This is a genomic window from Tenuifilum sp., assembly GCF_037481895.1.
GTDB lineage: Bacteria > Bacteroidota > Bacteroidia > Bacteroidales > Tenuifilaceae > Tenuifilum > Tenuifilum osseticum.
Genome location: NZ_JBBFKU010000054.1, coordinates 1 through 12,910, shown reverse-complemented (window position 1 = coordinate 12,910; position 12,910 = coordinate 1). Strand labels below are relative to the sequence as shown.

Genomic DNA, 12,910 nt, shown 5'->3' with positions numbered 1-12,910 from the left:
GGTTGCGCCGCCCCCCCCGCCCGAAACGTCGGCGGCCAAGCGGTTCACCGAGTTGTGGGGTAAGCTGCTGCAGCAGCCTGCGTGGCGCAAAAAAACGGCTCAAAGCCTGCAAACCGCCATGGAGCAGCTGAACCGTTACCCCGCGGAGTTTGCCTGCCTGCTGCTGGAGCAAGCCCTTGCGGGCGGATACAAAACCGTGGTGTTTGCCTCCACCCCCGACGACTTCAGGCGGTGGAACGAGCAACGCGGCCGTAAAACCGTTGCAGTTGACAAAACCAAACTAAACGAAACATGGAACGTACCAACAGCCCCCAAACCGTAGAGCAGCTGATACCCAAAACCCTCAATGGGGGAGTTAGGGCCGGCCAAAACCCGCCTCAAATGCGCCTGCCCTACACCTGGGCCGACGATATCCGGGCGGTATTCTTTGGCCTTGCCCAGCAGCTGGAGCCCAACTTCAGGCTTACGGACAACAACATCGACGTGTACCGCAACCTGGTGCGCTACGCGTTTGCCCACCCCGAGTGCGAGTGGAATATTAACCGCGGGCTGGGGCTAATGGGCAATACCGGCAGCGGTAAAACCTTTGCCATGCGCCTGCTTAGCCAAATGCTCAGCGGCTACAACATCCGGTGGATGCTGCACGGGCAGCCGCAGCCGTTCGCCTTTCAGGTGGTGAGCGCCCGCCGCATGGTGAGCGAGTTTGTAGCCGGGGGCTACGAGGCGGTGGATAGGTACATCCGGTGGTCAATCCTGTGCATCGACGACCTGGGTAGCGAGCCCCAGGAGGTAAGCTACTACGGCAACCGGCTCAACCTGATGGAGCATATCGTGGAGGAGCGTTACCTGGACCGCAAGCTCACCCACTTTACCAGCAACTTCAACATGGAGCAGCTGGAGCAGCTCTACGGCCAGCGGGTGGCCAGCCGGCTTTACGAGTCGTGTAACCTGGTGAAGCTGGTTGATACCGACTGGCGCCGGGCGAACGTGCGAACCGTTTAACGCCTTGAGCTATGGCATGCGAAACGAGGAATCAGACGGGCTGCTGCAGGCACTACCAGTGCCCGTTTGCCCACGTGGTGGGCCTGGAGTGTGTGGAAATGGTTTACGTGGCAGGCAAGCTCTACTGCGAGTGTGGGTGCGATTGTGTGGCCGAGTGCCCGCACTCATACAGCCATGGCACCGACGAGGCATTGATTGCCGAAGGGGCGTTTGAGGGGTATTTCATTCAATGTCGAGAACAATTATGAGGTTCTCAACAACCCAATCCGACAGGTTTTGTGGTAAAACGCCAACTGATTAGCCCTACGTTACCCTAAAAGTGTTAATAACAGCCCCGTGTTTGTGCGTAACTACAGCCCTAAACGTTTGCAGCCGTTCAACGTACGCCGTAATATTGCGGCATGGATGTACGAATGCTAAACGGACTAGGCCTAACTGCCACTCGAAGGCGAAACATAAAGCCGGGCAACGAGTACGATGCGCTTTTCCCAAAACCCGACCGCACCGACCCGTATTTAACCCGCAGTGGTTCCAACGAGCAAACGTTGCACGCGTTTATTCCGGAAGTGGTTAAACGTTACCATGCCGATACCGCTCAGCTGGCAGTTCTGCTCAAGCGCGAGAACCTGCGCGATACCCTCAAGGCTATATGGGATTTCTTGTATAACCATGTACAGTACAAGCCCGATAGCCCTTTTGAGGAGCAAATCCGTAGGCCAGCGCGTACGTGGGCCGACCGTAGAACAGGCGTTGATTGCGACTGTTACACGGTATTCATTTCATCGGTTCTGATGAACCTGCGCATACCCCATGTATTACGCATGACTGCGTACGACAAACGCAGGGGCTACCAGCATGTGTATGTAGTGGTTCCCAAATCGGCCAAGGCAAACCTCTCCAAGCGCTCCGATTACTGGGTGATTGACCCCGTAATGGATGCCTTTGATTCCGAAAAGCCCTACCTGTTCAAGCAGGATAGGGTTATGCTGGACTGGCCAAAGGGTAATGGGCTAAACGGCTTACCCGTACGTGCCCTTAACGGCAAGTTGCCCTTTGCCAACAGGAGCAGGCTGGTTTACGACAGGGTTTACTACAGCCCAACCCTAAGAACTTGGGCTTTCAGGGGAATTGATGGGGCTTACTACCTAAAGGCAAATCCACAGCTCCGGTACGTTGAACCCTACGAACATCAGGGGCTGGGTTTCATTGCCACCGCTCTTACCGCATTCAACATTGGTAAGTCGCTGGTAAAGGCGGCAAAGGGTGTAAACCTGAAAAACCTGTTTAAGCCCAAAGCGCCAAACAACCAGTCAGCCGCACCTCAGGCACAGGCGAACCAGCAGGCCCCTAACATCACCGAGCTTATAACCCAAACCAACAATAACGCAGTGCTATCGGTCGATAAGCTGAGGGGCGAGGTTAAGCAGCTGGTAACCGATAGCAACAAGGCTGCAGTGGTTAGCCTCGATAACCTGAACAGGGGGCTTGTCAGTAAGATTGACAACACCTTCAACTCCATTCAGCCAGAAATTGACCGGCTAAGCAAGAGCATGGTTTCCACGGCGGAACTCACCGAACGGTTGAATCAGGAGCTGCAAAAGGCCATTGCCGTGTCGGCAGGGAGCCAAAAGTTAACACAGGACCTAAACGAAAAGCTGGTACAGGAGCAAAAGCAGAACGAAGTATTCCGAAACGATGTGCGTTCGGGCTTGCGCACTGGCCAGTTGATTTCAATAGCCACAATTGCATTGATTTTACTAAACATTCTTAGAAAAAAGTAGGAGGATTTACAATGGATTTCGACATGAAAAAGATTACACCTGCAGCGTTGCACGTGGCCACAACGGCCGGTGGAGCTATTGCTGCCGGTTATCTTCGTAAGAAGGTTACCTTTTTCGACAATACCCTTGGCAAGCTGCTGCTCATTCTTGCCGGTATTTGGATTGTATCGCAGAGCAAATCGGAAGTAATGAAGGGGCTTGGCACAGGCGTGGCCATGAACGGAGCCCTGGGCTTTGCCACCGGCTTGCTTGGCGTTGACGGGCTGAACGGTAACGATAATGGCATGGGTACCGTTGTTCAGGACGAGAACGGCATGGTTTACCTGGTTAACGGAACCGGCGAGGTAATGCCTTACGAAATTCCGGTGGTAGATGGAATTGGTAACGCCGACGATTTCCAAGCCTTTTCCGGAATAAACGGCGGAAACAGCGACGCATTGGTAATTGCTTAAACAGAAAGGAGAACTTAACATGGCACGAAAAAGTATCAAGGATTTCATCGCAGTGCTTAGCAACGTGTACTTCAAGGGTCTTTACGATGCAGCCAAGCACTACATACAGGAAGTTGCACTTTTGCACTCCACCCGCATCGCATCGGTGGGTGGCGAACAACGCCTTAACGATGCCAACACCAGCGTAGAAGTTGGCGTGAGCGATTTTAACGGCACCCAAATACCCTCGGATTTCCGCGGGTTAATCCGTGGGCTTGCCATACGCTACGGTAAGGTAACCAAAACTGGCAACCCCGACCCCAATGCCATCAGTCCCGCCACCATCAACTTTTCGGCAGTACGCAGCGATTTCCCCGCATGGCTCCGAAACAGCGAGATTGTGTTCAAGGCATCGGGTGTTGAGGCCCTTAGGATGCGAGTTGATGAGTTCCTGTTGGGTGTGAACCGCGACGAGGTTCCATCGGAGTGGGCAAAAGAGTTTGAAAAAACCATTAAGGTGGTGGGGGGTCAGGACCTTGAGCTCTACCTGAACACCGCCAAGGGTGCTGCACTATCCGAAACCGATTGGGAGTTCATCCAGCTGGTGATTTACGGCCTCAAGTTTGCTGAGCGCAAAACCATGTAGCAAAACCTAAGGCGAGGTGGCAGCGTTGGCTGTGGACTCCCTGCCACCGTTTAAGCATGTGAATAGCGTAAAAGGGGGATGCCACAGAATCCACCCTTTTTTATAAAAAAAACATCAAACCATGATTGACGGACGCGAAATATACGAGGTAAGAACCGAGCGGGTGGTAATACCCCAAAGCCAAAAGTATGGCGAGGTGAAGTTCCGTGGCAACATTGCCTACGGCAAGGTTCTGGGTGTAAACGTGTACATTGAAAATGCCACAACGGGCGAGCCCTTTAGTGGCAACGTGTTGGTTGGAGTGCGCGAGGTTGGCGGTAGTAACCGCACCCTGTTAGCACCGGTTCCCTACAGGCTCATCAAACACAGCGACCAGGTGTCGTTCGTGGAAAGGTTCATTGAATTGTCGGACGTGAAGGGGTACGGGCAGGATTTAGGCGTAAGTATCGACGCTGCCGCTGTTAGTAGCGTTGACCTTAGCGTAACGGTTACCGTACTGTACTCAAAAAGCAGGTAAAACATGCATAAGGTAGATGCTGAAATACTGAACCTATCGGAGAATCAAGATATCAAACTTGATAGGGTTAACAAGTTTAGCATTGCCAATAACGGCACTGCCGACGTAGAGTTTGGGTTTAAGGACACTTTTGCCACCCTACACACAGGGCAGGCAACGGCATTTGAGAGCGGTGCCAACGCATGGTTTGCCGAGGATGTACTTCTGAAGGTGCGTTTTAAGCCCGGGGTACCCACCGATAGTAAGGAGTGTACCGTGATGATTTGCAGGGTTGTAAAGCCTTCAAACATATTTGCCGATGCATTAAGGTAGTAGTATGGCTGAGCTATGGGGCATAATAACATCGGGCGAGCGGGTTACAGCCGATAGGCTGGAGTTCAATTACGGCGACGGGCAGGGGTACCGTAAGGCCACCAAAAACCCCATGTGGTTCCAAAACTATGCGTACCGTAAGCTCAAGGGGCGGGTGTTAACCACTGAGCGGAACGTTACAGTTGCCATATACATTAATGGATTCCTTTCTAACAGTAAGCTTTCGGGGGGTAATTGGCTTATTGATGTTGACGAGGAATCGGGAATGGTGAACTTTGAGTGGATAGGAACCGACGCGCTTTTCGACGAGGAGTTTTTGCTTCAAATAAATACCATTTAGGAGGAAGTTATGATAAACATTACCATATCCGATGAGCCGAAACAATCGGTGGTTGTACCAGCAAAAGAGCAAAACGCTTCGCAGGTAGTTAGAACGGTTAAAAACACTGCAAAGCCGGTAAAAGCATCGCCTGTATTGGCATCAAAAAACAGTAACAGGGTAAAGAGGTCTCGCTTTTTTAAAGCTGTTGGCCGTTTTGCGAACAAGTATGCACCTGTAGCAAAGCAAGCGCTTGTGCCGGGGGGTATTTTTCTGAAAGGTTAAAATTGATACAGTATGACTGTAAGTGAGGTATTAGTTGTGCTCCGGACATACCCGGCTTTTGACATCGAAAAATCCGATGGCACCCCCTTACGCCGGCAGGTAAAGTGGGGGCAGGATACACCTGAGCTTTTGCAGTCCTATGTTCGGATGTACGGGCAAATTAAAATAGTACCAAAGCGCAAGCAAGGCAGTGCCTTTGTAAGGGATACGGGTAGCATAATGGATGTGGGTAATGCCCAAGTAGTACCATATCCTTTGGGTTCAGTCGATTCTGGATTCATTGGAAGCCCATCGTCGGGAGGTACTGATGTGTACCGGATAATGTGGGAGAATGAACGAGAAAATGCCCGGGAGTACCGCGAGAAGTACGAAAAAACATTAGAGGAGCTCCGGAAACTTGAGGTTGAGCACGCTGCATCCAAGAATAGCGCTGTTGGCGATATAGTTGCGGGTCTTGCCGGTGTGGTTCCCTCACTAATGGGGTTGGATGGTGGAGCACTGGGTACAACAGCAGGAAAGCCACAAGGGGCAGGGCAATCGTTGCAGCCCGTAAAGGATAATCGCCTTCAGGCTATAGTCATGTACTACACCAAACTGGACGAAAACCAAAAAAGTAAGGTTTACAACCTTTTGGCAAAGGTGTTTCAGAATATAAACAGCATTGATTCCATATTGGAGCAAATGGAGTAGGTATGGCAAGGTTTAAAGTTGAAGTAGAAGTTAATAGCCCTGATATCATGCAGGCTGAGCTCATGCGGCAAGCATTGCAGAACATCCTTAATGAGCTGGGGGAGCACCAATCGTTGCTCATGCAGTTTAGCAACCCGGGTGTTGCCAGGGAGTACGCCATAAAGGTACGACAGCTTGCCGAAAATCCACTTGCTCAAAAATTACTAAAATCGTTTGCTTAGGAGGGGCTATGCAAGGTAATCCGATAGTTGTTCAAAGTGGCGGTTCTACCAAGTACATTGTGTATGGCATTCTAATACTTGCTGCCGGTGTGCTGGGGTACTTCTTCCTGTATAAGCCTTGGCGCGAACAGCAAGAGGCAACATCCAATAACAGTATCGACCCTAACACCAAATCGGGAAAGGCTAAGGTAATTGCCACCAAGTTAAGGGTGGCCATGGCTGGGTGGGGCACCAATGAAAAGCTGATGTATGAACTGGCGGACCAAATTCGTACTGAAAAAATACCATGGTACGATGTGGCCAAGGAGTACTACGCCATGTATAAACGCGATTTGGTTAAGGACGTTCAAAGCGAACTCGACTCAAAGGAAATTGTAGAGTTCTGGCGTAGGGTAAATCCTGCAACCCTAACACCCCAACAGCAGAACCAGTATGCCCAGGCCCAAGCCAAAAAGGCTACTGCAAGTGTAGTTGCAGCGGCAACCATGAATCCCATGTTTTACTTTATTTAGTAATAATTTATGATACCTCGCGAAGAATTTAGCTCAAAGATACTTCCCGTAACCCTCAGGTTTGAGGGGGGGTATGCCAATGTTCCGGGCGATAAAGGGGGTGAAACCTACTGCGGTATTTCACGCAACGCTAACCCAAACTGGCCAGGTTGGGAAATCCTAAACCAGTACAGGCCCCTACGTCGTGGCGACTTAATTAGCGACAATGCCTTGCGACAGGTGGTGGCCGAAGTGTACTGGGAAAAATACTTTACACCTAACCGGTTTCACTGCTTTAACCATGCACTACCGGCATTGTGTTGTTTTGACTTTGCCGTTCATGGGGGCTTTTCGGTTCAGCGGTTGCAGCGATTACTATCGGTAAGGTTTGCCGTACCCCTAAAGCCCGACGGAATTATTGGCGACAAGACCATTGATGCCATTAACGCCCAAGACCCTAAGCGCCTTTCGTTGGCCATTCTCGATTGGCGTCGGGAACACCTTGCCAGCATAATACAAGCCAACCCGTCGCAGGAGGTATTCGCCGAGGGTTGGAATAATCGCCTATCGGCGCTAAGGAGGATTGTTAGCAATGATAACCTATAGTGTTTTTACGTCAAGCATACTGCCTGTAACCCTAAAATATGAAGGGGGCTACTCCAATGTGCCTGGTGATAAAGGTGGGGAAACTTACCGGGGAATCTCGCGTAAGTCAAATCCGGACTGGAGCGGATGGAAATTCATTGACAAGATTAAAAAACCTTCACTATTTGTCAAGGAACAACCCATAAAGCAAAATACTATATTCCCTCAGCTGGAAGCCGAGGTGGCAAAGTTTTATTACACAAACTACTTTGTCAGGAATGGATTTCATTTGCTCAACACTACCGACCTAGCCCTTGTGCTATTTGATTGGGCTGTGCATGGCGGTTATAGTTTACAAAGGTTGCTTGGTGTTGTAAAAAGAACATTTGGCCGTACGTTCAACGCCACGAACTTCGACGCTAAGTTGGCATCTTGGTTGGAGAGTTTTAGCAAGAACACTCTCTTAACGGCACTAATCAATGAACGAAACGGGTACCTGAAAAACATTGTACAGAATAACCCATCGCAGAAAAAGTTTGAAAGCGGGTGGGATAACAGGTTAAACGACCTAAAGAGCATTACAGTTGGGCAAAAGGTAGGCATTGGTGTTGGGCTGGTCTTACTGGCAATATTGATTTTTGTACTAAGGAGGTTAAGCCATGGGCATTAAGGATATCCTTTCGGGTGGAATCGACAAAACGCTTACCAGCGTAAAGAACGTAATCACCACCTTTGTTCCCGACAAGGGTTTGCAGCAGCAAATTAATGCTGAAATTGAACGCCAGGCCACTGAGGTTAAGCTTAAGCAGCTTGAACTTATGGAAACAGCCATAAAGGCCGAGGTGGATGATAGAGCTGATGCCCGTCAACTCTACCGTGAAAGCATAAAAAGCGACGACGTTTTTATTCGTCGGTTCCCCATGATACTGGCTGCAACCATTACTGCAATGTCCGGATTAATTCTAATAGGATTAATCTTTTTCAAAATTCCCGATAGCAATAGGGATATACTCAATATCAGCCTTGGCACCCTTATAGGTGGTGGGCTGGTGGCGGTAATCAATTTCTACTTTGGAAGTAGCTACGAGCGTAAGCATAAGGAGTAAACGGTTTTATGGTTTTCGGTTTTTTGGATTCTTTGTTTTTGCAGCTGGAAAAGGGCACATCAACCAGTAGCCATCGGGCTGATTTGTCAGGAGCCCCATCCATAGACTTTAACCATGCTTTTAACGACAAGTTGCGGGAATTTGAAAAGAACGGGTGCCGTTTAAACGAAAGGTCCGATTGCTTTTCGTGTGGGTATCCTGGTAAAATACTTGTCGAGTGTGGACTGTACCCGAAGCATGAAATACTTATCATGCAGTCAACCCTTCGGAAAGCTCTTGGGCAGGTTAAAGGCAAAGCCGATGAGGCGCATGACCTTACCGTTGATGAGCTGTACAACTTACCACAAAGGGTTCAAAACCCCATACTGGTGATTAGCGGGAATACCCATAATTCAAGGCTTCTTTTTGTCGATATTGAACGCAAAGGTCGAAAGATGCTGGCAGCCCTGCAGGTACAACGTCAAAGTGAGCGCGGTAAGTACGCTGCCATTGTTAGCATTTACAGCAAGCCGGTTGATTCCGTAGCTATGCTGATTGAAGAAGCCCTTGCCAAAAACACCATTTGGCATGTGGATAGGGAAAAAATAAAAGGCTTTCTATCAGTGACAGGGCAGCTCCAATTGCTGCCGAGGATAATAGAAAGCCTCAATGGTGCAAATATAGCTCAAAAAAATTCCGAAAGCAATACTTTGCCCTCAAAAAAATATAGCAAAAGCTTGAACTCTTCCCATACCTTAATGGGTAATGGCCTAGTGCCTGAAAGCCTTGACGGACAAAGGGAAACGGAATCGGAAATAAAAAGAGAAACAGGGGGTAGTGATTTAATCGAGGTAAACAAAAGGTTTAACCAAGATTTAGTCTTTCTTTCCCAAAACAGGCTGCCCAAAAATCAAATCTTCAAACTTGGTAAACCCAGCGAAAAACTTATAGAGGCAGGTGTTCCTAACTTTGAAATAGAATTGTCGGCATCAAGATTGCTAAGTAAATCGAAGCAGGAGGAACATAAGTTTGAACTGCTTGAGTTAAGAAATCTCCCAATCCTAATTCAAAACCCTGTTGCGGTTTTTAGAAGTGCAACACAATTAGGAGCATTTGTTGTAATGCTTGAGATAGAAAAGAAAGGCGAACCTTTTGTTGTTGCGCTACATGTGAAATCTTTTAGCAATACCCAAATCAACAGTATCCGTTCGATCCATTATAGAAAGGCTAAGCATCTAATAAACTGGATACTTAAAAAACATCTTTTGTGGGTAGATAAAGAAAAAGCCCTTAATTGGCTATCCAAACAGCGGTACAATTCCGCTGACGTTGGACATACAATTAAGAGCGTTACAAATATAATAAAAATATTTGCTGGTGCAAACAATTCTGAACAAAATTCGCTTTTGGGGTTTGATGATGTAAACGAACAATTCAACCAGGATTTAGATAAACTAATTAATGGAATTCTTCCCGAGAGCCATATATTCAACCTGGGTTATCCTGGTAAGCGATTGCTGGAGGCAGGATTCTACAATTGTCCTATTGAGCTTAGGGCTAAAACGCTTTTGGCCAAATCGAGTAAAAGTTACAAAGGAAGCCACCCCTTTAACTTGGCCGATATTAAGGGTTTGCCTCAGGCTATTAATGAGCCTATTGCTATATTTCAAAGCCTAACCCATGCGAATAGTAGGGTTCTGCTTGTTAGCTTAGCCAGTAATGGGGTAAATTTTGTTGTTGCAGTTGAATTAACTAGAACTTTAAAACGTGGTGGCGTAGTTGTAACTGTTAACGATATTCGTAGCCTTTATCCAAAGGATTACTATAAAGATATCTTAAAGTGGATTGTTGATTACGATTTGCTTTTGTGGGTAGATAAAGAAAAAGCCCTTAACTGGATTAACAAACTGCGCCGAACCGCAGAGGTTGCTTACCTAGCTAAGGGTGCTACAAATATAATAAAAAATTATGGTTTTGCTCCAAAAAACAGCAAAAAAAATGATGAGTATAATTTCTTGGGGCTCGTCAATTTTAGCAGAAAGGGTTCCGTGCGCACTTACAAGTTTAATGGCGAATTGGGCAAATTCCTCGGTGAATACGATAGAAACCGTTATTCCATAGTTATCCGGGGTGATAAGGGAGCCGGTAAGAGCAGGCTTTTATACCAACTGATAAATGCCTTTGCCGGTAAACTTTACCGGGTAGCCTTTTTGAGCCTCGAAATGGGAATCCACAGTGCTATTACCCAGCGCTACAAATCCGAGTACATAAGCCCGGCTAACCTTAAACGCATCGATATAACCGATACGGTTCCCGATTATGACCAGCTTAATGCCATTTGCAAGAGCTACGATGTTGTGGCCATCGACAGCTGGACTAAACTCAGGGGGATGGACCAAGCTGATTTCGACAGGTTACAAAAGGAAAACCCGAATACCATTATTATCAGCATCTTCCAGTCAACCACATCAAAGGTAACCCGGGGAGGTAATATGCCCGAGTACGATGCCTCGGTGGTTATTCATGTGCATGCAGGAGGAGTGGCTGAATGCGAAAAAAATAGGTTTGCCCCTACCACTGTAACATACAACGTGTTTACGAAACAAATTACCAGTAGCGAGGTGGTTGAAAATGCTTAAAGATATACTTATTGCATCTGTAACTGCAGCTGTAACCTATGGATTTACATTGATTACAAAACGAAGGGAACGACGAACTTCCTTTCAAAAGCAAATGATTGCCCTTTATGAGGAACTATCGCAAAAACATTTGGAATTGCAAACCAAGTACAATGAACTGTACATGGTAAACCTTGAGTTAAATGCCAAAATAACCCGGTTGGCATCGGAAATGGATAGTATCAAGCATGAAAATCATACACTTAAACGAAAGCTCTTACTGCTACAGTGTAAAAACAGGGAGGTAAACAATGAAAAGGATACCACACCAGCTTAGGGTTATAGAAAATAAGCCTCTTGATGGACGTGTGGTTTGCAACACACTGGACGAGGCTATGGCTTTAGCCTACGATGGCTTAATCTGTTACATCCGGAGTGAAAAAAAACATTACCGGTTTAAAGAAATTAACTACGTTTTAACTGCGATACCCGACGAAGTTGTTGATGTTAGCGGTTTTGCCACCAAATCTGAGGTGAATGCCAAAGCCGATAAATCATATGTAGATAGTGGGTTATCGCAGAAAAGCAATGTTGGACACTCGCATCCCGATTATGCGCCTATAAATCACTCACACGATTATATTCCAACCGCTGAATTGCCTAACTTGGCAACCAAAACCGAACTGGCGGGAAAAGCATCGGTTACACACAACCACGACGACCGGTATAGTTCTATTGGGCATGCCCACTCCAACTATCAGTTGGATATTGAATCGCTCCAAAATCTTGTGAATACTGGACGATTATCGCTTACCCAGTTAAATACTGACTATATTACCAGGCAGGAGTACGTTCAGGGGGCAGGAGTACAACAATACGTGCACCCTGAGACACACCCATCGAGTATGATAACAACCACTCCCGACCGTCGGTTTACTTCCGATTCTGAAATGAACTCAAAGGTTGACAAGGCAGAAGGGTATGGATTGATATCGGATGCGGATAGGGCTAAATTGCATGAACATAATAATTCTGAGGATTTAAGCAACGTATCCGGAATTAATACTGGCGACGAAAATGACACCACCCTCGGAACAAAGATAGCCGGTGCAACCGCAAAAACCACCCCGGTAGATGCCGATAGCATGGGGCTATCGGATAGCGAGGCCAGCAACTTGATGAAAAAGCTCACGTGGGCGAACCTGAAGGCTGCGTTAAAGGGCTACTTCGATACCCTGTACACCACGCTAACCAGCGCAGCACCATCGGCGTTAGGCGCTTCGGCTTCCGTGGGAACTGCAACCACGGCAGCCCGGGCCGACCACGTTCACCCCTTACCGGCAGTGGCCACCACCAGCAGCAACGGGCTAATGAGCTCAACCGACAAGACCAAGTTAGACGGTATTACGGGTACAAACACGGGCGACGAAACAACGACCACCCTCGGAACAAAGATAGCCGGTGCAACACAAAAGAGCACGCCCGTTGACGCCGACAAATTCGGTTACTCGGATAGTGCAGCAAGTAACGTTTTAAAATACCTAACATGGGCTAACATAAAGGCCGCCCTTAAATCTTACTTTGATACCATTTATGCTACTTTATCGGTAGCTACTACAAGCACAAATGGGTTAATGAGCTCAACCGATAAAACAAAGTTAGACGGTATTGCTTCGGGGGCTACAAACACCCCGCTAACAAGTTCAGCCCCCGCCGCTTTAGGCGCTTCGGCGTCCGTGGGAACTGCAACCACGGCAGCCCGGGCCGACCACGTTCACCCCTTGCCGGCAGTGGCCACCACCAGCAGCAACGGGCTAATGAGCTCAACCGACAAGACCAAGTTAAACGGCATTACGGGTACAAACACGGGCGACGAAACAACGACCACCCTCGGAACAAAGATAGCCGGTGCAACACAAAAGAGCAC

At 48.0% G+C, this 12,910-nt stretch carries 18 protein-coding genes and 1 pseudogene; all 19 read left to right on the top strand.

Annotated elements, in window-relative coordinates:
* Window positions 1-118: 118 nt before the first annotated feature.
* Complete coding sequence (locus WHS63_RS12605; protein ID WP_445205411.1) at window positions 119-322, top strand: hypothetical protein; 204 nt, start codon at window positions 119-121, stop codon at window positions 320-322.
* The gene (locus tag WHS63_RS12600; protein ID WP_445205410.1) at window positions 292-1,002 is read left to right on the top strand and encodes a hypothetical protein; all 711 of its coding nucleotides are present in this window, start codon (window positions 292-294) and stop codon (window positions 1,000-1,002) included. Before WHS63_RS12605 ends, WHS63_RS12600 begins: the two co-directional genes overlap by 31 nt.
* An 11-nt stretch (window positions 1,003-1,013) precedes the next feature.
* A complete protein-coding gene (locus tag WHS63_RS12595; protein ID WP_445205409.1) occupies window positions 1,014-1,250 on the top strand; it encodes a hypothetical protein in 237 nt (78 codons plus the stop codon).
* A 153-nt stretch (window positions 1,251-1,403) separates the two neighbouring features.
* Window positions 1,404-2,783, top strand: a complete 1,380-nt coding sequence (locus tag WHS63_RS12590; protein ID WP_445205408.1) for a hypothetical protein — start codon at window positions 1,404-1,406, stop codon at window positions 2,781-2,783.
* 23 nt (window positions 2,784-2,806) lie between these two features.
* Window positions 2,807-3,235 carry a hypothetical protein gene (locus WHS63_RS12585; RefSeq protein WP_445205407.1) on the top strand — a complete coding sequence of 143 codons (429 nt, stop codon included), beginning with the start codon at window positions 2,807-2,809 and terminating at the stop codon, window positions 3,233-3,235.
* 19 nt (window positions 3,236-3,254) lie between these two features.
* Window positions 3,255-3,860 (top strand): hypothetical protein, encoded by a 606-nt coding sequence (locus WHS63_RS12580; RefSeq protein ID WP_445205406.1) that lies wholly within the window; start codon window positions 3,255-3,257, stop codon window positions 3,858-3,860.
* Window positions 3,861-3,981: 121 nt separating this feature from the next.
* Complete coding sequence (locus tag WHS63_RS12575; RefSeq protein WP_445205405.1) at window positions 3,982-4,377, top strand: hypothetical protein; 396 nt, start codon at window positions 3,982-3,984, stop codon at window positions 4,375-4,377.
* Window positions 4,378-4,380: 3 nt separating this feature from the next.
* Window positions 4,381-4,689: a hypothetical protein gene (locus WHS63_RS12570; RefSeq protein WP_445205404.1), complete on the top strand. Its 309-nt coding sequence runs from the start codon at window positions 4,381-4,383 to the stop codon at window positions 4,687-4,689.
* 4 nt (window positions 4,690-4,693) lie between these two features.
* Window positions 4,694-5,029 carry a hypothetical protein gene (locus WHS63_RS12565; RefSeq protein WP_445205403.1) on the top strand — a complete coding sequence of 112 codons (336 nt, stop codon included), beginning with the start codon at window positions 4,694-4,696 and terminating at the stop codon, window positions 5,027-5,029.
* A gap of 9 nt (window positions 5,030-5,038) precedes the next feature.
* On the top strand, window positions 5,039-5,293 hold the full coding sequence (locus tag WHS63_RS12560) for a hypothetical protein (protein WP_445205402.1): 255 nt from the start codon (window positions 5,039-5,041) through the stop codon (window positions 5,291-5,293).
* A 12-nt stretch (window positions 5,294-5,305) separates the two neighbouring features.
* Window positions 5,306-5,983, top strand: coding sequence for a hypothetical protein (locus WHS63_RS12555; protein ID WP_445205401.1), 678 nt, complete (start codon window positions 5,306-5,308; stop codon window positions 5,981-5,983).
* Between the two features lie 2 nt (window positions 5,984-5,985).
* Window positions 5,986-6,204 (top strand): hypothetical protein, encoded by a 219-nt coding sequence (locus WHS63_RS12550; RefSeq protein ID WP_445205400.1) that lies wholly within the window; start codon window positions 5,986-5,988, stop codon window positions 6,202-6,204.
* 8 nt (window positions 6,205-6,212) lie between these two features.
* Complete coding sequence (locus WHS63_RS12545; protein WP_445205399.1) at window positions 6,213-6,716, top strand: hypothetical protein; 504 nt, start codon at window positions 6,213-6,215, stop codon at window positions 6,714-6,716.
* 9 nt (window positions 6,717-6,725) lie between these two features.
* Window positions 6,726-7,301, top strand: a complete 576-nt coding sequence (locus tag WHS63_RS12540; RefSeq protein WP_445205398.1) for a glycoside hydrolase family 108 protein — start codon at window positions 6,726-6,728, stop codon at window positions 7,299-7,301.
* On the top strand, window positions 7,288-7,950 hold the full coding sequence (locus tag WHS63_RS12535; protein WP_445205397.1) for a glycoside hydrolase family 108 protein: 663 nt from the start codon (window positions 7,288-7,290) through the stop codon (window positions 7,948-7,950). Before WHS63_RS12540 ends, WHS63_RS12535 begins: the two co-directional genes overlap by 14 nt.
* A complete protein-coding gene (locus WHS63_RS12530; RefSeq protein WP_445205396.1) occupies window positions 7,940-8,386 on the top strand; it encodes a hypothetical protein in 447 nt (148 codons plus the stop codon). The genes WHS63_RS12535 and WHS63_RS12530 overlap by 11 nt, the downstream gene beginning before the upstream one ends.
* Window positions 8,387-8,394: 8 nt before the next feature.
* Complete coding sequence (locus WHS63_RS12525; RefSeq protein ID WP_445205395.1) at window positions 8,395-11,004, top strand: MuF-C-terminal domain-containing protein; 2,610 nt, start codon at window positions 8,395-8,397, stop codon at window positions 11,002-11,004.
* Window positions 10,997-11,320 (top strand): hypothetical protein, encoded by a 324-nt coding sequence (locus WHS63_RS12520; RefSeq protein WP_445205394.1) that lies wholly within the window; start codon window positions 10,997-10,999, stop codon window positions 11,318-11,320. The genes WHS63_RS12525 and WHS63_RS12520 overlap by 8 nt, the downstream gene beginning before the upstream one ends.
* A pseudogene (locus tag WHS63_RS12515) lies at window positions 11,295-12,910 on the top strand (hypothetical protein); the annotation flags it as partial. The gene WHS63_RS12520 and the pseudogene WHS63_RS12515, both read left to right, overlap by 26 nt.